The organism is Glycomyces sp. NPDC050141, assembly GCF_055586545.1.
In genome coordinates, this window is the sequence record NZ_JBVJHZ010000034.1 from 1 (window position 1) to 17,636 (window position 17,636).

At 68.6% G+C, this 17,636-nt stretch carries 15 protein-coding genes and 2 pseudogenes; 7 read left to right on the top strand and 10 right to left on the bottom strand.

What is annotated here, in order from left to right; genetic code table 11:
- The first annotated feature begins 547 nt into the window (after positions 1 to 547).
- Both ACZ60M_RS18955 and ACZ60M_RS18960 read left to right on the top strand, forming a co-directional pair.
- Positions 548 to 973, top strand: coding sequence for an OsmC family protein (locus tag ACZ60M_RS18955; RefSeq protein ID WP_465419788.1), 426 nt, complete (start codon positions 548 to 550; stop codon positions 971 to 973).
- Between the two features lie 205 nt (positions 974 to 1,178).
- A complete protein-coding gene (locus tag ACZ60M_RS18960; RefSeq protein ID WP_465419790.1) occupies positions 1,179 to 2,471 on the top strand; it encodes a KamA family radical SAM protein in 1,293 nt (430 codons plus the stop codon).
- A gap of 53 nt (positions 2,472 to 2,524) precedes the next feature.
- Here the strand turns inward: ACZ60M_RS18960 and ACZ60M_RS18965 are convergent, their stop codons facing one another.
- Positions 2,525 to 3,268, bottom strand: coding sequence for an NAD(P)H-dependent oxidoreductase (locus tag ACZ60M_RS18965; RefSeq protein ID WP_465419792.1), 744 nt, complete (start codon positions 3,266 to 3,268; stop codon positions 2,525 to 2,527).
- A 131-nt stretch (positions 3,269 to 3,399) separates the two neighbouring features.
- Here ACZ60M_RS18965 and ACZ60M_RS18970 point away from each other — a divergent pair, with 131 nt between their 5' ends.
- Positions 3,400 to 4,266 (top strand): helix-turn-helix transcriptional regulator, encoded by an 867-nt coding sequence (locus ACZ60M_RS18970; protein WP_465419794.1) that lies wholly within the window; start codon positions 3,400 to 3,402, stop codon positions 4,264 to 4,266.
- 24 nt (positions 4,267 to 4,290) lie between these two features.
- On the opposite strand, the gene ACZ60M_RS18975 is transcribed toward ACZ60M_RS18970, so the two are convergent.
- The 4 genes and pseudogenes from ACZ60M_RS18975 to ACZ60M_RS18990 all read right to left on the bottom strand — a co-directional run bounded on the left by ACZ60M_RS18975 (position 4,291) and on the right by ACZ60M_RS18990 (position 6,970).
- Positions 4,291 to 4,731 carry an imine reductase family protein gene (locus tag ACZ60M_RS18975; RefSeq protein ID WP_465419879.1) on the bottom strand — a complete coding sequence of 147 codons (441 nt, stop codon included), beginning with the start codon at positions 4,729 to 4,731 and terminating at the stop codon, positions 4,291 to 4,293.
- Positions 4,711 to 5,163: pseudogene (locus ACZ60M_RS18980) on the bottom strand (NAD(P)-dependent oxidoreductase); the annotation flags it as partial. The pseudogene ACZ60M_RS18980 and the gene ACZ60M_RS18975, both read right to left, overlap by 21 nt.
- 21 nt (positions 5,164 to 5,184) lie before the next feature.
- Positions 5,185 to 6,087: pseudogene (locus ACZ60M_RS18985) on the bottom strand (NAD(P)-dependent oxidoreductase); the annotation flags it as partial.
- 19 nt (positions 6,088 to 6,106) lie between these two features.
- Positions 6,107 to 6,970, bottom strand: a complete 864-nt coding sequence (locus ACZ60M_RS18990; protein WP_465419796.1) for an NAD(P)-dependent oxidoreductase — start codon at positions 6,968 to 6,970, stop codon at positions 6,107 to 6,109.
- Between the two features lie 176 nt (positions 6,971 to 7,146).
- Between ACZ60M_RS18990 and ACZ60M_RS18995 the strand changes: the two genes are divergently transcribed.
- Positions 7,147 to 7,464, top strand: a complete 318-nt coding sequence (locus ACZ60M_RS18995) for a winged helix-turn-helix transcriptional regulator (RefSeq protein WP_465419797.1) — start codon at positions 7,147 to 7,149, stop codon at positions 7,462 to 7,464.
- A 56-nt stretch (positions 7,465 to 7,520) separates the two neighbouring features.
- Here the strand turns inward: ACZ60M_RS18995 and ACZ60M_RS19000 are convergent, their stop codons facing one another.
- From ACZ60M_RS19000 to metH, 4 genes are all read right to left on the bottom strand, one after another.
- Complete coding sequence (locus ACZ60M_RS19000) at positions 7,521 to 8,045, bottom strand: DUF2087 domain-containing protein (protein WP_465419799.1); 525 nt, start codon at positions 8,043 to 8,045, stop codon at positions 7,521 to 7,523.
- A gap of 40 nt (positions 8,046 to 8,085) precedes the next feature.
- Positions 8,086 to 8,754 carry an HAD family hydrolase gene (locus tag ACZ60M_RS19005; protein WP_465419801.1) on the bottom strand — a complete coding sequence of 223 codons (669 nt, stop codon included), beginning with the start codon at positions 8,752 to 8,754 and terminating at the stop codon, positions 8,086 to 8,088.
- Between the two features lie 74 nt (positions 8,755 to 8,828).
- The gene (locus ACZ60M_RS19010) at positions 8,829 to 9,386 is read right to left on the bottom strand and encodes a thymidine kinase (RefSeq protein ID WP_270114491.1); all 558 of its coding nucleotides are present in this window, start codon (positions 9,384 to 9,386) and stop codon (positions 8,829 to 8,831) included.
- A 90-nt stretch (positions 9,387 to 9,476) separates the two neighbouring features.
- The gene (gene metH / locus ACZ60M_RS19015; RefSeq protein ID WP_465419803.1) at positions 9,477 to 13,031 is read right to left on the bottom strand and encodes a methionine synthase; all 3,555 of its coding nucleotides are present in this window, start codon (positions 13,029 to 13,031) and stop codon (positions 9,477 to 9,479) included.
- Positions 13,032 to 13,175: 144 nt separating this feature from the next.
- Here metH and ACZ60M_RS19020 point away from each other — a divergent pair, with 144 nt between their 5' ends.
- The 3 genes from ACZ60M_RS19020 to ACZ60M_RS19030 all read left to right on the top strand — a co-directional run bounded on the left by ACZ60M_RS19020 (position 13,176) and on the right by ACZ60M_RS19030 (position 16,676).
- A complete protein-coding gene (locus ACZ60M_RS19020; protein ID WP_465419805.1) occupies positions 13,176 to 13,811 on the top strand; it encodes an MSMEG_1061 family FMN-dependent PPOX-type flavoprotein in 636 nt (211 codons plus the stop codon).
- 116 nt (positions 13,812 to 13,927) lie between these two features.
- Positions 13,928 to 15,907, top strand: a complete 1,980-nt coding sequence (locus tag ACZ60M_RS19025) for a TPM domain-containing protein (RefSeq protein ID WP_465419807.1) — start codon at positions 13,928 to 13,930, stop codon at positions 15,905 to 15,907.
- A gap of 52 nt (positions 15,908 to 15,959) precedes the next feature.
- Positions 15,960 to 16,676 carry a PspA/IM30 family protein gene (locus ACZ60M_RS19030; RefSeq protein WP_465419809.1) on the top strand — a complete coding sequence of 239 codons (717 nt, stop codon included), beginning with the start codon at positions 15,960 to 15,962 and terminating at the stop codon, positions 16,674 to 16,676.
- A gap of 53 nt (positions 16,677 to 16,729) precedes the next feature.
- Here ACZ60M_RS19030 and ACZ60M_RS19035 read toward each other — a convergent pair whose 3' ends face one another.
- Positions 16,730 to 17,617, bottom strand: a complete 888-nt coding sequence (locus ACZ60M_RS19035; protein ID WP_465419811.1) for a phenylalanine 4-monooxygenase — start codon at positions 17,615 to 17,617, stop codon at positions 16,730 to 16,732.
- Positions 17,618 to 17,636 lie beyond the last annotated feature (19 nt).

Here is a 17,636-nt window from a genome sequence, read left to right on the forward strand (position 1 = left end):
GTACCAACCAAGCATCACCGAAACCTTGTCCAGTGACCTCGATCAGCCCGCACGCTGACCATCCAAACACCCTGTTGAGTTCTCAAACAACACGCCAACCCAAGTCGATCCACATTAGGGATTCGGCCTCAGCCGGAGCAACCCGAACAACATTACTAGTCTCGAACCGCGATGTCTAACTGGGGGTCATTGACCCTCGTCACACGCAATTGAGCCTCTATGAAGCCTCAGGTGATCCCCGCGTCTCGATCCGGACCGCGCCATAACTCTGAGAGCTTGTCGCGTGTCTCCGTGATCTCCGGACCGGCTTCGTTTTCCTCGGCCGTTCCGTTCCCCCGCGGGCAAAGACAAATATACACACCCCCGAAGGGGCCGAAACCAGGGGGGTCGCCTTCCGTTCAACGATACGCTTGACCAGCGAAGACATCAAGAGCTTCCGGAAAGACGGCCGCCGGGCCCCAGGTCCGACCGCCGTCGCGGAATGTCTTTTGCTCGCACTGGCGGCTGTTAGCCTGCGAGCGAAGGACTTCCGATCAGAGGAGAAGGCATGTCAGCCACTCGCAATGCACGCACCCGTTGGACCGGCGATCTCCAAGACGGCAACGGCGTCACCAGCTTCGTGTCCTCCGGACTCCCGGACACGCCGGTGACGTGGGCCGCCCGCACGCACAACCCTGAGGGCAAGACCAGCCCTGAGGAGCTCATCGCCGCGGCGCACACTTCTTGCTTCTCTATGGCGTTCTCTGGCGCCCTGGCGAAGGCCGGGTACACCGCGGACGAGATCGTCACCGAAGCAGGCGTCACCTTCAAGCCGGGCACCGGCATCACCGACATCGTGCTGACGGTCAACGCCGTCATCCCTGGAATCGACAACGACGAGTTCCAGAAGATCGCGCACGGCGCCAAGGAGAACTGCCCGGTGAGCCAGGCGCTGAAGGCGGTCCCGATTTCGCTTGAGGCGACGCTGGGTTAGGGTCGTCACAAACGCCTGAAAATTTCATATTCACGCACAGTGTGCGCGAAAGCATCGGGTGCACCATCCGTGGCTGAAACGTCACGGAGCCGAGCACAGGCGGTACCGCCTGTCGGGCGGCACGGTGGTCGTTGGTTTCGCGCACTTGTTTGTAACCAGGCCTGCCTGCCCAGTTGCAAACCGACATCGCAAAGGAGGGGGTCTCGTGACTGCTCCTGAAAACACCGGTAGGCGCTTCCACGCCTACACCATTCGCCACCTGGACGAACTGCTCCAGCGAGCGCCGCTGACCGAGGATCAGCGGCTTCGGACCAGGGCGGTGGCATCTGTACTGCCGTTCCGGACGAACTCCTATGTCGTAGATGAGCTCATCGACTGGGACGACCCGTTCGAGGACCCGATGTTCCGGCTCGTGTTCCCGCAGGAGGACATGCTGCCGGCCGAGGACGTCGACCACATCGCCGAGCTCCTTTCGAAGGGCGCCTCCAAGGAGGAGGTGACCGGCGCTGCGAACCAGATCCGGTTCAAGCTCAATCCGCATCCGGCCGGGCAGCTGGCGCTGAACATCCCCAAGGCCGGGGAGGAGCCGATCCCGGGTCTGCAGCACAAGTACCGGGAAACGGTGCTCTTCTTCCCGCAGCAGGGGCAGACCTGCCACGCGTACTGCACCTACTGCTTCCGCTGGGCGCAGTTCGTGGGCATCGCCGACCTGAAGATGGCGAACAACGACGTCGAGCAGTTGACGGGGTACGTGCGTGACCATCCCGAGGTGAGCAGTGTGCTGCTGACCGGCGGGGACCCGATGATCATGGGCGAGCCGGTGCTGCGGCGGTATATCGAGCCGCTGCTGGAGATGGAGCACGTCGAGTCGGTCCGGATCGGGTCGAAGGCGCTGGCGTACTGGCCGCAGCGGTTCGTGTCGGACCCCGACGCGGACGACACGCTGCGGTTGTTCGAGCGGGTGGTGGCGTCGGGGAAGAACCTCGCGTTCATGGCGCACTTCTCGCACCAGAAGGAGCTGGACTCCGAGATCGTGCGCGAGGCGGTGCGCCGGATTCGTTCGACGGGCGCGGTGATCCGGACGCAGGCGCCGCTGATCAGGACGATCAACGACGACGCGGACCAGTGGGCGGGGATGTGGAGGACCCAGCACAAGCTGGGGATGATCCCGTATTACATGTTCGTCGAGCGTGACACGGGCCCGCAGGACTACTTCTCGGTGCCGCTGGTGCGGGCGTGGGAGATCTTCCGCGACGCGTTCAGCCGGGTGTCGGGGCTGTGCCGGACGGTGCGCGGTCCGTCGATGTCGGCCACGCCGGGCAAGATCGCGGTGGACGGGGTCGTGGAGATCGGCGAGGAGAAGGTGTTCGCGCTGCGGATGCTGCAGGCCAGGAATCCCGACCTGGTGGGGCGTCCGTTCTATGCGAAGTTCGACGAGAACGCGGTGTGGGTCGACGACCTGAAGCCGGCGTTCGCCGACAAGTTCCCGTTCGAGTAGTAGGTATGGGGACAGGGCCGGAGCGGTTTCCGCTCCGGCCCTCTTGTTTGCTGTCAGGCGTTGTGCAGGTCGAACGCGGTGGCGCCCGACCGCTCGACGCCGGGCAGGAGGCGCTGGGCCTCGTCGTAGTCGCCGCTGGTGGCGGTGCGGTAGGCGATCGGTGCGGCGGTGCCGATGGTGGCGATGCGCTCGCGCAGGTCGGCGGCGACGGACTCGAAGCGGTCGGCGTCCATGTTCCAGGCGGAGCTGATCACGACGGGAGGGACGACCTCCATGCCGGTGTAGAACAGCACGCCGTGGTGGAGGGGCCAGAGGAGGGCGTCGATCGGGCCGGATATGCCGCGGTCGGAGAGGCCTTCGGCGCTGGCGCCGGTGGTGGTGACGACCATGGCCCGTTTGCCGGTGAGTTCGCCTGCGCCGTAGGAGCCGTCGGGGTGCAGGTAGCCGAAGCCGCTGGTGAAGACGCGGTCGAACCAGCCTTTGAGGATGGCGGGCATGGAGAACCACCACAGCGGGAACTGGAAGACCACGGCGTCGGCGGCACGGAGGCGTTCCTGTTCGGCGACGATGTCGGCGGCGATGGTGCCGTTGCGGGCGCCTTCGATGGAGGCCTCGTAGAAGCTCGGTTTGCTCGTGCCGAGGTCTTCGTAGTCGGCGACGGCCTTCCAGTTCATGGCGTACAGGTCGCTTTCGGTGACCTGGTGGCCGTGTTCGGTTGCGGCCTTGGCGATCTCGATGCGCAGGGCGGCGTTGAGGGAGGTCGCGGAGGGGTGGGCGGAGACGATGTGAATGTTCATGCGGACCATGGTGCGGGCGTTCCGGAGGGGCTGCCAGACGTCTGTTCGACCTGGGGTCGTTCGACCCTAGGACTGACAGACCTAGGCACTCGCGCGGGATCGCGGCGATACTTGCCGCGGAGGTTTGCGTGATGACACCTGATGCGACAGAGACCCGGACGACCGAGATCCACAAGCTCGAGGACGTCGTGGACCTGGGGAAGTTCCTGCAGGCGCGGCGGGCGCGGGTGAACCCGGGGGACGTCGGGCTGCGGGAGGACGCGCGGCGGCGCGTCCCGGGGCTGCGGCGGGAGGAGCTGGCACTGCTGGCCGGGGTGAGCGTGGACTACTACACGCGCCTGGAGCAGGGGCGGGCGAAGCACCCGTCGGATCAGGTGCTGGACGCGGTCGCGCGGGCGCTGCGGCTGGACGAGACGACCCGGGCGCACATGCACCGCCTGGCGGGGAACTCGCGGCTGAGCCCGCTGCAGGCCAGCGCGGGGGTGCGGCCGTCGCTGCAGACGATGCTGGCGGCGATCGACGCGTTCCCGGCGCTGATCATGAACCACCGGCAGGACGTGTTGGCGTCGAATCGCTTGGCGCAGTTGCTGTACGGCGGGTTCGGGTGGGATCTGGAGGCGGGGCCGAACTTCGTGCGGCTGCTGTTCGACGATGATTCGCGGGCGTACTTCCCTGACTGGGAGGTGGTGTGCTCGTTGGAGACGGTGGCGCAGTTGCGGAAGATGGCGGCGCTGTTCCCGGACGACAAGGAGATGACGGGGCTGATCGGCGAGTTGTCGGTGCGGCACCGGTTCTTCGCGGAGTTGTGGGCGCAGGCGGAGGTGCGGGACTGCAATATCGGGACGGTGCGGTTCGAGCATCCGATGGTGGGGGCGTTGGAGCTGTACAAGGAGCAGTTCCGGGTGGCGGACGGTTCGGGGCAGATGCTGGTGGCGTTGACGGCTGCGCCGGGGACTGATGATTACGAGAAGCTGGCGCTGCTGGGGGCGGACCGGTAGTGCCGGTCCGCCCTCGGCTGCGGGTTAGTTGACCGTGAGCTGTTCGATGACGCTGATCCAGTCGGCGGTGCCTCGGCCGGTGGCGGCGAGTTCGTCGAGGTGCTTTTTGAGCGGTTCGAGGAAGTCGGCGCGGATGCCCTGTTCGCGGCTGGCGGTGATGAGCGAGGTGACGGCGGCGCGGGTGAAGTCGACGTTCTGGCCGGGGGCGGGGTCGTACTGGCGGTCGTCGATGACGGCGGCGTAGCTCTGGGCGAGTGGGAGGACGGCGCCGAGCCAGGCGATGGTGTCTTCGGCGGTCTGGCTGGGGGCGACGTCGACGGTGCGCATCATGGCGGCGGCTTGGAGGACGCCGCTGAACATCTGGTACATGGCGGTGAGGAGTGCCATGTCCTTGAGTTCGGCGATGCCGGGGTCGGTGCCTTCGTATTCGGCGGTGCCGAGGGTTTCGAGGGCGGGTTTGGCGATGGCGTAGGCGTTCTCGTCTCCGGAGTAGAGGAGGCGGGAGCCGGGCTGGCCGATCATCTGGGGGACGGCCATGATGGCGCCGTCGAGATAGGTGATGCCGTTGTCGGCGGCCCAGGCGGCGGTTTCGCGGGATTCGTTGGGTGTGGTGGTGGTGAGGTTGACGAGGATCTTGCCTTTGAGTTCGGTGGCGACCGGTTCGAGGTTCTGGTGGATGCTGGCGTGGTCGAGGAGGACGGCGATGACGACGTCGCTGGCCTGGACGGCTTGGGTGATGGTGGTTGCGGCTTTTGCTCCGGCTTTGACGTGCGGTTCGGTTTTGGCGGTGGTGCGGTTCCAGACGGTGGTGTCGTGGCCGGTCTCGCGGAGGCGTGCGGCGATGGCGGAGCCCATTTCGCCGAGGCCGAGGATGGTGATGTTGCCCTTGCCCATGGTGGTTCCTTTGCGTTGGGTGCGTTAACGGATGGTGAGCTGGTCGATGATGCGGGGCCAGTCGCTGTCGCCTCGGCCGGTGGCGGTGAGGTCGTCGAGGAGCTGCCGGTGGGGTTCGAGGAGGTCGGCGCGGATGCCTTGTTCGCGGCTGGCGGTGATGAGCGAGGCGATGCCGAAGCGGTCGAAGTCGACGCTCTGGCCGCCGGTGTCGTAGGTGCCGCCGTCGATGATCGCGGCGAGGCCTTTGCCGTGCGGGAGCATGGCGGTGAGCCAGGCCTCGGTTTCGGCGGCGGTGTCGGCGGCGCTGGTGCCGACGGTGCGCATCATGGCGATGGCCTGGAGGTAGCCGAGGAACATGAGGTCCATGGCGGAGAGCAGGGCCATGTCCTTGAGCGAGGCGAGGCCGGGGTCCTCCCCCGTGTACTCGGCGGCGCCGAGGGTTTCGAGGACGGGCTCGGCGGTGCTGTAGGCGTGCTGGTCTCCTGAGTAGAGGAGGCGGGCGTCGGGCTGGCCGATCATCTGCGGGACGGCCATGATCGCGCCGTCGAGGTAGGTGATGCCGTTGGCGCTGGCCCAGGCGGCGGTTTCGCGGGCTTCGTTGGGTGTGGTGGTGACGAGGTTGACGACGGTCCTGCCTTTGAGTTCGGCGGCGACGGGGTCGAGGTGTTCGCGGACGCTGGCGTGGTCGAGGAGGACGACCAGGACGGTGTCGCTCGCCTGGACGGCTTCGGCGACGGTGGCTGCGGCTTTCGATCCGGCTTCGACGTGCGGTTCGGTCTTGGCGGCGGTCCGGTTCCAGACGGTGGTGGTGTGGCCGGTCTCGCGGAGCCGGGCGGCGATGGCCGAGCCCATGGCGCCGAGGCCGAGGACGGTGGTGGCGGGCTTCGTCATGGTGTTGCCTCTCAACGGGTTCGGGGCCGGGCGGTGCCGCCCGGCCCGGGCTGGGTTACTCGGCCTGGCTGAAGATCTGGTGGACGGGGACGGGCCGTCCTGCCTTCTCGCTGGCGTCGAGCGCGCGCTGGTAGTACTGCTGGATCGTCTTGGTGATCTCGGCGTCGACGCCGGCTTCGTCGCTGGCGTCGATGACGTGCTGGGCCCCGGCGTGCATCATCTTGAAGTTCGCGACGTCGCCCCAGCCGCCCTGCTTGACCGCTTCGGCGAAGTACAGCGCGAAGTCGTGCTGGCTCTGCGGCTCGTTCCCTCGCAGGGCGAGGAAGCGGTCGATGTCGCCGCCGGAGCGCTGGATCATGGCCAGCGCCTGCTCCAGGGAGATCAGGAACGCGTGGAACATCGCGAGGTTGGCCTGGTAGTAGAGCTGGGCGACGCCGTAGTCCTCGCCGAGGTACTCGGTGGGGGTGAGGATCTCGAGGAGTTCCCGGAGTTCCTTGTGGAGGGCGGCGGGGCCGCTGACGTACATGCGGGAGACGGGGTGCTTGATGTCGTCGCTCTGGGTCATGTACGCGCCGGTGAGGAAGCGGCCGCCCCGGTCGAGGACCCAGCCGGCGCCTTTGGAGGTGTTGGCCGGGGAGTCGGAGGACAGGTTGACGACGGTCTTGCCGTTGAGGTCGGCTCCTTCCAGGACGCCGTACATGGCGTCGTAGTGGATGAGCGAGAGCAGGATCGTGTCGCTGGCGGCGACGGCTTGGGTGGAGGTCGCGGCGGCTTTGGCGCCGAGGGCGACGAACTCTTCGGTCTTGCCGGGGCTGCGGTTCCAGACGGTGACGTCGACGCCCGCGTCGAGGAGGATGCGGACGGTGGCGCGGCCCATCGGGCCGAGGCCGAGAACGGAGACGGAGTACTTGGCAGTCATGTTGTGCCCCTTGGGAAGTGGTGGTTTCTTGCTTGCTTCGACGGGGTCTATCGTCGGTCGGCCGGGGTAGGCTTCGCAAGACCGCACTTCCAGGTGGGGTTACTTACCGAGACGTTCGAAATATGGTCGGGAGGGCCGCGGTGCAGGCGACGAGTGACGCAGATCAAACGTGCGGAATGTCGATCGCGATCGATGTCGTGGGCGGCAAATGGAAGATGCACCTGATGTGGGTGCTGGCCGAGGGGCCGGTGCGGTTCGGGCAGATCCGGCGCAAGCTCGACGGGGTGAGCGAGAAGGTGCTCGCGGAGAACCTGCGGCAGCTGGAGGCGCACGGGATCGTGCACCGGGAGCTGTACGCGGAGGTGCCGCCGCGCGTGGAGTACTCGCTGACGCCGCTGGGCGAGCAGTTGAACCGGGCGCTGGCGCCGCTCGAGGTGTGGGGCGACGCGAACCGGGACGCGCTGGCGCCGCGGCTCGCGGAGTCGCGGGCGTAGCGGAGCCGCGGGCGTAGTGCTGTGCGGGAATCCCCGGCGTTCCGGGGATTCCCCCTTTAGATCGGCGGGGCCTCGCGGCGGCGGTACTCGGTGCCGCCGAGGTCGCGTTCGAGGAGCAGTTCGTCGATGAGGTCGCGGCGCAGCTGCAGCGGGTCGTCGAACTCGGCGGCGAGCGGTTCGTTGATCTCGCGCTCGGTGTAGGCGCGGCCGAACTCGAAGTGACGTGATGCGAGGTCGCGCAGGAGCGCGACGCGGGTGCGGCGGTTGACCGGCCGGGCGGTGATGCGGCCGTTCGAGTAGAGGTGGGCCACTTCGGGACTCACGCCGGGCGGCGCGTCGGGCCGGGATTCGCGGGCGGCCGCGGCGGCGGCTTTGAAGGCGTCGGGTGCGGCGCGGACCTTGCCGTCCTCCCGGGTGACGAGGCCGGATTCGAAGAGGCGGTGGAGGGCCTTCTCGGCGCGCGGGTGGCGCTCGCGCAGTTCGGTGACGCTTGCGCCCGAGTCGGTCAGGACGATGTCGGCGAAGACGCGGAGGCGTTCAGGGTCGGCCAGGGCTTTGACGATCAGATGGCTTGGCTCCATTGGGACAGCCTTCTACCGACCGCCCTGGGCGTCAAAGGGTTTAGCCCAGGCTGCGCAGGTACGCCAGGTCGATGCCCTCGAGGGAGTCGAGGCGCTTGACCTCGAGGTCGGCCGGGAGGTCGACGTCGTTGGGGATCGCGAGGGTGACCGCACCGGCGGCGAGCGCGGAGCCGACACCGGAGACGGAGTCCTCCAGGACGACGCAGCGTTCGATGTCGACGCCGAGCTTGTCGGCGGCGGTCAGGTACGGGACCGGGTCGGGCTTGGGCCGCTCGACCTCGTCGCCGCAGACGGTGAGGTCGAAGTTCTCGGGGCCGACGAGGCCGATGATGATGTCGGCGAGTTCGCGCGGGGTCGAGGTGACCAGGGCGGTCGGGATGCCCGCGGCGCGGCATTCGAGGAGGAGTTCGCGGGCGCCGGGCTTCCAGTCGACGCCTTGGGCGAAGAGCTCCTTCATGCGGGTGCGCAGCCAGGTCTGGCGGTGCGGGGCCTCGGTGAGGGGGATGCCGAGGCTTTCCAGGAGCATGACGACCGAGGCGTCCTCGTTGGTGCCGACCATGCGGGAGCGGACCTCGGGGTCGAGGGCGCCGCCGAGGAGGGCGGCGAGTTCCTCGATGCCGGTGTCCCAGACGATCTCGCTGTCGACGAGCGTGCCGTCCATGTCGAAGAGCACGGCTTGCGGGAACGCGGCTTCCGTTCGGTCAGTCACGGGGTCAACAGTACGGGCGCGACGCGTGGGGCGGCCCGGTTCGAGGCCCGGCCGCGAGGCGGCTCACACACCCCCTAGGCGAGGCCCGCGCGGTGGTGGCGGCGGCACAGGACCGTGTAGGAGTCCATGTCGCCGACTTCGACGAGGTCGCCGGAGAAGACCATGACGCCGTCGCGGAGGCGGGCGTTGTGGGTGCCGCGCTCGCCGCACCAGCAGTTGACGCGCACGGGCAGCTCCTCGACGCGGTCGGCGAGCTCGATGAGCCGCTGCGTGGCCGGGAAGAGGCGGCCCAGGAAGTCTGTTTTCAACCCGAACGCGTAGACGTCGAGTTCGAGGCCGTCGACGGCGTCGGCGAGGTGGTTGATCTGCTTCGGCGCTTCGAGGAACTGGACCTCGTCGACGATCACGTACGGGGGCCGGGTCGCGGCGAGGTCGTCGTAGATGTCGAACCCGGGCTTGACCTCGCGGGCCTCGTGGCTGAGGCCGATGCGGCTGGAGACGACGCCTTCGCCGCCGCGGTCCATGGAGGTGTAGACGACGCCCTTGCCGCCGAGGGAGTGGTGGTACTGGAGCGCGAGGGTGGACTTGCCTGCGTCCATGACTCCGAGGTAGGCGACGAGTTCGTGCGACATGGCCCTATCGTGCCTAACCGGCGGCAGAGCGTTTGCATCGGCACTCGGCGCGGTGCCCGGCACCCCATTGGTGCCGGGCACTCGCGTTCGCTATTTGGCGTTGAAGTAGCTCGCCTCGGGGTGGTGCAGGACGATCGCGTCGGTCGACTGCTCCGGGTGGAGCTGGTCCCCTTCGGACAGTTCGACGCCGATGCGTTCGGCGCCGAGGAGTTCCACGAGGGTCGCGCGGTCGGCGAGCTCGGGGCAGGCCGGGTAGCCGAACGAGTAGCGGCAGCCGCGGAAGTCCACGTCGAAGTAGCCCTTGACGTCGCTCGGGTCGGCGTCGGCGACGGTGCCGCCCGAGGGCAGCACCCATTCGCGGCGCATGCGCCGGTGCCAGTACTCGGCCAGCGACTCCGTCAGCTGCACGGTCAGGCCGTGCACCTCGAGGTAGTCGCGGTACGCGTTGGCCTGGAACAGCTCGTTCGTGTACTCGGAGACCTTGGAGCCCAAGGTGACCAGCTGCATGCCGAGCACATCGAGCTGCTCGCCGTCCTTGTTGCGGAAGAAGTCCGCCAGGCACAGGCGCCGGCCCTGGCGCTGGCGCGGGAACGTGAACCGGGCCCGCTCGGAGTGGCCGTTCTCGTCGAGGACGACGAGCGTGTTCCCCTCGGCGTACGCCGGGAAGTACGCGTAGACCACCTTCGCCTCGAGCACGTTGTCCGTGGCGAGCCGGTCGAGCCAGTAGCGCAGGCGCGGGCGGCCCTCGGTCTCGACCAGCTCCTCGTAGGAGGGGCCGTCGCCGCGGGCGGGCTTGAGGCCCCACTGGCCGAGAAACGTGGCGCGCTCGTCGAGCAGCGCCGCGTACTCGGCGAGCGCGATGCCCTTGACGACCCGGGAGCCGTAGAACGGCGGCACCGGGATCTCGACGTCCGTGGCGACGCTGGAGCGCACCGACGTGTCGTTCAGGTCCGGGAGGGAGTCGGCGACCATCGTGGCCTGCTTGGCGCGGCGTTCGCGGCGCAGGGCGATCTTCGCCTCCTTCTCGGCGTCGACGATGGGCACGCCCGTGCGGCGGGCCGTCATCACCTTGTTCATGAGGTCCAGGCCCTCGAACGCGTCGCGCGCGTAGTGGACCTGGCCGCCCTCGAACATCTCCCGCAGGTCGTCCTCGACGTACGCGCGGGTGAGCGCGGCGCCGCCGAGCAGGACCGGCCAGCGCGTGTGCATCGAGCGGGCCATCATCTCGGCGAGGTTGTCCTTCATGATCACCGTCGACTTGACGAGGAGGCCGCTCATGCCGATGACGTCGGCCTGGTGCTCTTCGGCGGCGTCGAGGATCGCGTTGATCGGCTGCTTGATGCCGAGGTTGACGACCGTGTAGCCGTTGTTGGACAGGATGATGTCGACGAGGTTCTTGCCGATGTCGTGGACGTCGCCGCGGACGGTGGCGAGGACGATAGTGCCCTTGCCTGCGCCGTCGGCCTTGTCCATGTGCGGTTCGAGGTGCGCGACGGCGAACTTCATGGCCTCGGCGGACTGGAGGACGAACGGCAGCTGCATCTGGCCGGAGCCGAAGCGGTCGCCGACGACCTTCATGCCTTCGAGGAGGTTGTCGTTGATGATGTCGAGCGGGCGCTTGCCTTCGGCGAGGGCCTGGTCGAGGTCGGTGTCCATGCCGTTCTTGTCGCCGTCGATGATGCGCTGGGCGAGGCGCTCGTCGAGCGGGAGGGCGGCGAGGGCCTCGGCGCGGGCCTCCTTGGTCCCGGCGAGGCTGACGCCGTCGAAGATCTCGATGAGCTTCTGCAGCGGGTCGTATTCCTCGGCGCGGCGGTCGTAGACCATGTCGAGGGCGACCTGCTTCTGCTCCTCGGGGATCTGCGCCATCGGCAGGATCTTGGAGGAGTGGACGATGGCGCTGGTCATGCCCGCTTCGACGCATTCGTTGAGGAACACGGAGTTGAGGACCTGGCGGGCGGCCGGGTTGAGGCCGAAGGAGATGTTGGAGACGCCGAGGGTGAAGTTGACGCCCGGGTAGAGGCGGGCGATCTCGCGGATGGCCGCGATGGTCTCGATGCCGTCCTTGCGGGTCTCCTCCTGGCCGGTGGAGATGGGGAAGGTGAGGGCGTCGACGAAGATGTCCTGGACCTTCATGCCCCAGGTGCCGGTGAGGTCGTCGATGAGGCGGGCGGCGACGCGGACCTTCCAGTCGCGGTCGCGGGCCTGGCCCTCTTCGTCGATGCAGAGGGCGACGACGCCCGCGCCGTGCTCGGCGACGAGCGGCATCATCCGCTGGTAGCGGGAGTTGGGTCCGTCGCCGTCCTCGAAGTTGACGGAGTTGACGATGCACTTGCCGCCGAGGGAGTCCAGGCCCGCTTCGACCACGTTCGGCTCGGTGGAGTCGAGCATGATCGGGAGGGTGGAGGCGGTGGCGAAGCGGGAGGCGAGGACTCGCATGTCCTCGGCACCGTCGCGGCCGACGTAGTCGACGCAGAGGTCGAGGACGTGGGAGCCGCCGCCGGCCTGCTCGCGGGCGATCTCGACGCAGCGGTCGTAGTCGGCGGCGAGCATGGCGTCGCGGAAGGCCTTGGAGCCGTTGGCGTTCGTGCGCTCGCCGACGTTGAGGATCGAGGCGTCCTGGAGGTAGGGGACGTGGTGGTAGGAGGAGGAGACGCCCGATTCGAGGATCGGCGTGCGTTCCTTGGCCTTCACCACGTTCGCGGCGTCGGGGCCTTCGGGGTCGCCGCCGAGGCGTTCGCGGACGGCCCGGATGTGGTCGGGGGTGGTGCCGCAGCAGCCGCCGACGAGGCCGACGCCGTAGTTCTTGACAAAGTCCTCGTGGGCGTCGGCGAGCTCTTCGGGGGTGAGCGGGTAGAGCGCGCCGTTCGGGCCGAGGGTCGGCAGGCCGGCGTTGGGCATGACCGAGATCGGGACCGGCGAGTGGCGGGTGAGGTAGCGGATGTGCTCGCTCATCTCTGCCGGGCCGGTGGCGCAGTTGAGGCCGATGAGGTCGATGCCGAGGGCGGCGAGGCTGGTCAGGGCCGCGCCGATCTCGCCGCCGACGAGCATGGTGCCGGTCGTCTCGACGGTGACCTGGGCGATGATCGGCACGTTGGTGCCGAGGGCCTGATTGGCGCGTTTGGCGCCGATGACGGCGGCCTTGGCCTGGAGGAGGTCCTGGGCGGTCTCGATGAGGAGCGCGTCGGCGCCGCCTTCGATGAGCCCTTCGGAGCATTCCTGGTAGTGGTCGCGCAGGAGCGCCATCGGCGCGTGGCCGAGGGTGGGCAGGCGGGTGCCGCCGCCCATGGAGCCGAGGACGAAGCGGGGCCACTCGGGGGTGGCGTACTCGTCGGCCTTCTGGCGGGCGAGGCTCGCGGCGGCGCGGGCGAGCTCGCGGGCGCGTTCGACGATCTCGTACTCGACGAGGCCGCCGTAGTTGGCGTTGAAGCTGTTGGTCTCGATGCAGTCGGCCCCGGCGGCCAGGTAGGCGTCGTGGATGCCGAGCACGATGTCGGGCCTGGTGAGGCAGAGGATGTCGGTGAGGCCTTCGAAGCCGTCGTAGTCCTCCATCGTGGGGTCGAAGGTCTGCAGCATCGTGCCCATACCGCCGTCGGCGATCACGACGCGACGTTGCAGGGTTTCGAGGAACAGACTCTTCTCAGACACGGGGTCAAGGGTACTGGGGAGTGCCGGAAAGTGGGAATCGGGTTTCAGCCCTTGAGAGTCGGTGCCTGTGACCGGGGCCCTGGTCAGGGGGTCGTTCCGGGCGTAGGCTCGGCACGTAACGCCCTCTTTTGAGAAGGGACACACATGGACGCTGCGGAAATGGCGCTGTGGACCGAAGTGACCGATCCTGGGAAGCTGCGGGAGATCGTCGGCGACGTGATGCCGCAGGCGGCTACCAAGGAGCGTTTCCGGCTCCACGAGCGCGACCGCGAGTGGCTCGCCGCCTCCCCCTACTGCGTGATCGCGACCTCGGACGCGGACGGGAACTGCGACGCCTCCCCCAAAGGCGACCCGGCCGGGCGGCTCGTGCACGTCCTCGACGACACCACGGTGGCGATCCCCGAGCGGCGCGGCAACAAGCGTGTCGACGGGTATCACAATGTGCTCGCGAATCCCCATGTCGGGCTCTTGTCCCTGATCCCGGGGCGACGGGAGACGCTGCGGATCAACGGCCGGGCGCGGGTCGTCTCGGACGCGCCGTTCTTCGCGGACATGGTCGTGAAGGGCCACAAGCCGATCCTGGCGCTCGTGGTCGAGATCGACACGATCTACTTCCACTGCGGTAAGTCCGCGATGCGCTCGGGGATCTGGAAACCCGAGACGTGGGGCGACACGCTGCCGCCGCACGCGCAGATGGTCAAGGACACGCAGGTCGTCGAGGCCACCTTGGAGCAGCTGGTCGACAAGTACGGCCCGAAGTACGAATCGGAGCTCTACTAGCGCTAGAGCGGGACGGCGCGGGCTGTTTCGCCGAATCGAGCAGCACCTGAATTTTCTTCCCTAATCTGAATTCGCGATATCCGCAGTTCAGGACACCGGAAGACACAGGGGCGCCGATGGCGGCAGCAGTGAGGTACGCGGCGGCCGTACTGGCCGCCTTCTGGTTGGCCCTGTCCGGGACGGCCGCGTTCGCGGTCGAGCCCATCGACCTGGACTCCGGGTCGGTGACCGACCAGGTCGGCGCCGTCGGCGACCGGGGTGCCGAGGTCGACGCCGCTATCGACGAACTCCGGTCCGACGCCGCGATCGGCCTCTATGTGGCCTATGTGGACTCGTTCTCGGGGTACACGCCGCAGGACTGGGCGAACCAGACCGCGGTGCAGAGCGGCTTGGGCGCCAACGACATCCTGCTCGCCATCGCCACGGGCGACCGCCGCTACTCGTGGTCGGTCGAGTCCGGGTTTCCGTTGACCGACGCGCAGCTCAACGAGGTCGCCACCACCGAGATCGAGCCCCGGCTCTCCGCGGACGACTGGGCCGGCGCGGCGATCGCGGCCGCCGACGGGTACCGGGCCGAGGCAGCGGACGGCGCCAGCACCGGGGGCAGCGGCGCGGGGTGGCTGGTGTTCCTGCTCGTCCTCGTAGTGATCGCGGTCGTCGTCTTCCTGATCTGGCGCAAGCGCCGCGCCAAGCAGGGCGCGCCCAGCGGCAAGCAGGTGCAGCGGATGTCGACGCAGGACCTCGACCGGGAGGCCAGCCGCCTCCTCGTCGAAGGCGACGACGCGATCCGCACCAGCGACCAGGACCTCGGGTTCGCCGTCGCCGAGTTCGGGCCCGAGAGCACCGCGAAGTTCGCCGCCGCCCTCGACACCGCCAAAAGCGAACTCGCCGAGGCGTTCCGACTGCGCCAGACCCTCGACGACGACGTGCCCGAGACCGAGGAGCAGCGCCGCGCGCTGCTCACCGGGATCATCGAGCGGCTCACGAAGGCCGACGCCGAGCTCGATCGCGAGGCCGCCGACTTCGACCAGCTGCGCGACCTCGGCCGCCGCGCGCCCGAGGCGATCGAGAAGCTGACGGCCGACACGAAGGGCCTGGCCGGGCGGACCGGGGCCGCGAAGGAGGCGCTGGCGTCGCTCGCGGCCGCCTACCCGGCGTCCGCGTACGACACCGTCGCGAACAACGTGGCCGACGCGGAAGACCGGCTCGCGTTCGCCGACCGGAACCTCACCGAGGCCCGCCAGGCGCTCGACAGCGGCGAGAACGGCCGGGCCGCCGTGGGCGTCCGCGCCGCCGAAGGCGGTCTCGCCCAAGCGAAACAGCTCCTCGATGCAGTGACCGGGCGGCAGACCGAGCTCGCCGAGGCCGCCCAGGGCCTGCCGGGGCTGCTCGCCACGCTGGGCCAGGACGCCGCTGAAGCCGAACGCAAAGCCGAAGGCGCGCCTGAAGGGGACCGGCTGCGGCGCGCGGCCGCCGACGCGCGGGCCGTCGCCGCTGAGGTCGAGGCCGCGAAGGCCGCCGGGCCGGTGGACCCGCTGGACGCCGTGCGCCGCCTCGAACGGGCCCAGGCCGACATCGGCGCCGAACTGCAAGCCGTGCGCGACGAGCAGGAGCAGCGCGAGAGCGCGAAAGCCCAACTGGCGCAGACGATCGCGAACGCCGCAGCCACGAGTGCGGCCGTCGAGGACTACATCAACACCAACCGGGGCGGCGTCGGCACCGAGGCCCGGACCCGGTTGAACGAGGCGAACCAGCAGCTCGACGCCGCACGCGCGCTCGCCGCCACCGATCCCGTGCAGGCCCTGGCGAACGCGCAGCGGGCCGACCAGCTCGCGGCGGCCGCCTCGCGGCTCGCGCAGCAGGACGTGAACGCCTACCGGGGCCAGTCCGGGCCCGGCGGCGGCATGGGCGGCGGGTTCGGCGGCGGCGGGAACGCCGGGGCGATGCTCGGCGGCATCCTCCTCGGCGGGATGCTGGGCGGCTCCGGCGGCGGCCGCGGGGGCGGGTTCGGCGCGCCGAGCCCGTCGCGCAGGCGCGGCCCCTCGCCCGGCTCGTTCGGCGGCGCGGGCCGCAGAGGCGGTGGTGGCCGATTCTGACGACCGCGAGGACACGCGACCACTGCAACCGATCCGAAAGGTATGGGGACCAATGACCCAGAAGCAATCGATCTTCGGCCGTATCGGCCAGCTGCTCAAGGCGAACATCAACGACGCCATCGACTCCGCGGAGGACCCGGAGAAGATGCTCGCCCAGATGGAGCGGGACTACAAGAACAGCATCGCCGACGCCGAGAGCTCCATCGCCGAGACCATCGGCAACCTCCGGATGATGGAGGACGACGCCGCCGCCGACAAGGAGGCCGCCCAGGAGTGGGAGAACAAGGCCCGCAACGCCAGCCGCAAGGCCGACGAACTGCGGGCGGCGGGCAACACCGCCGAGGCCGACAAGTTCGACAGCCTCGTCAAGGTGGCCCTGGGCAAGCAGCTCGAAGCGGAGAAGGAGATCAAGGCCTCCGCTCCGACCATCCAGAGCCAGCAGGAGGTCGTCGAGAAGCTCAAAACCGCGCTCAACCAGATGAAGACCAAGCTCACCGAGCTGCAGTCCAAGCGCAGCAGCCTGGCCGCCCGCGCGAAGACCGCGCAGGCGCAGAAGCAGGTGAACGAGGCGATCGGCTCGGTCGACATCATGGACCCGCTCAGCGAAGTCAACCGCTTCGAGGAGAAGGTCCGCCGCGAGGAGGCCAAGGTCCGGGGCCAGGCCGAGCTGTCGATGTCCTCGCTGGACAAGCAGTTCGAGAGCCTCGACGGGCTCGCCGACGACGCCGAGATCGAGGCGCGCATGGCCGCGCTCAAGAGCGGCAGTTAGCACTCAGGCGACTGTGCGGCCGGGCTCCTCTGCCCGGCCGCTTCGCTGTGCGGCTAGGGCCTGTCGGCCTTCAGTCGCTCGATCGACTCGTCGTCGCAGGTCGCCCAGAACTCCCCCACCACGTCCTCCAGCTGCTCCATCGAGCCCGCGTCGAACAGGTGGTCCTGGTACTTCGTGATGTCGTAGTCGATGGTGCCCATCGTGACCAGGTCGAGCGGCATGATCTCCATGCCCCGGAACTCGTCGATCTCCCCGTACGAGGAGAGGATGCCCGCGCCGTAGGCCTTGAGGCCGTCCCGCTCGCTCATGACCCCGAACTCGAGGGTGAACCAGAAGACGCGGGAGACGAACTCGAGCGCGTCCTCGGAGTGGACGCGGCGGGCCGCCTCGCCCGCGACCCGGTAGAGCGCGGCGAACCGCGGCGAGGCGAGGGCGTTGGCGTGCCCGATGACCTCGTGGATGACGTCAGGTTCGGGCGTGTAGAGCGGCACCGAGTGGTGGCGGATGTACTGGGTCGCGTGGAACTTCCCGTCGGCGAGCACCCCGTAGAACTCGCGCAGCGGCACGAGCCCGGCCGCGGGCAGGTAGCTGAAGCCGGTGAGCGGCGCGAGGGACTCGGAGACCTCGTGGAGCTGCGGGATGTGGTCGGCGGGGAGCTTGAGGCGCTCGGCGCCCTCCAGGTATTCGTGTACGGCCAGGGATTGGTGCTTCACGGCGAGTTCGGCGCTGACCAGCCGCCATATCTCGTGCTCGGTGTCGGTGTAGGCAACCGTCGGCATGGGTTGGCCGGGTTCCCAGTCCAGGGCGAGGGCCGCGATGGCGTTGCGCCGCTCGCGGTACTCGGGGTCGGCGAAGCCCGGGTGGTTCTCACCCAGTTCCACGCTGACCGATCCGTCGGCGTCGGTGTTGACCGGCGCGAAGTACTGTCCTTCTTCGAACATAGGAACAGTCCATCAGGTG

Coding starts and splice junctions, on each gene's coding strand:
- ACZ60M_RS19030 (WP_465419809.1), top strand. CDS start 15,960: ATGACCCAGAAGCAATCGATCTTCGGCCGTATCGGCCAGCTGCTCAAG.
- ACZ60M_RS18995 (WP_465419797.1), top strand. CDS start 7,147: ATGTCGATCGCGATCGATGTCGTGGGCGGCAAATGGAAGATGCACCTG.
- ACZ60M_RS18955 (WP_465419788.1), top strand. CDS start 548: ATGTCAGCCACTCGCAATGCACGCACCCGTTGGACCGGCGATCTCCAA.
- ACZ60M_RS19025 (WP_465419807.1), top strand. CDS start 13,928: ATGGCGGCAGCAGTGAGGTACGCGGCGGCCGTACTGGCCGCCTTCTGG.
- ACZ60M_RS18990 (WP_465419796.1), bottom strand. CDS start 6,970: ATGACTGCCAAGTACTCCGTCTCCGTTCTCGGCCTCGGCCCGATGGGC.
- ACZ60M_RS19000 (WP_465419799.1), bottom strand. CDS start 8,045: ATGGAGCCAAGCCATCTGATCGTCAAAGCCCTGGCCGACCCTGAACGC.
- ACZ60M_RS18965 (WP_465419792.1), bottom strand. CDS start 3,268: ATGAACATTCACATCGTCTCCGCCCACCCCTCCGCGACCTCCCTCAAC.
- ACZ60M_RS19020 (WP_465419805.1), top strand. CDS start 13,176: ATGGACGCTGCGGAAATGGCGCTGTGGACCGAAGTGACCGATCCTGGG.
- ACZ60M_RS19010 (WP_270114491.1), bottom strand. CDS start 9,386: ATGTCGCACGAACTCGTCGCCTACCTCGGAGTCATGGACGCAGGCAAG.
- ACZ60M_RS19035 (WP_465419811.1), bottom strand. CDS start 17,617: ATGTTCGAAGAAGGACAGTACTTCGCGCCGGTCAACACCGACGCCGAC.
- ACZ60M_RS18970 (WP_465419794.1), top strand. CDS start 3,400: ATGACACCTGATGCGACAGAGACCCGGACGACCGAGATCCACAAGCTC.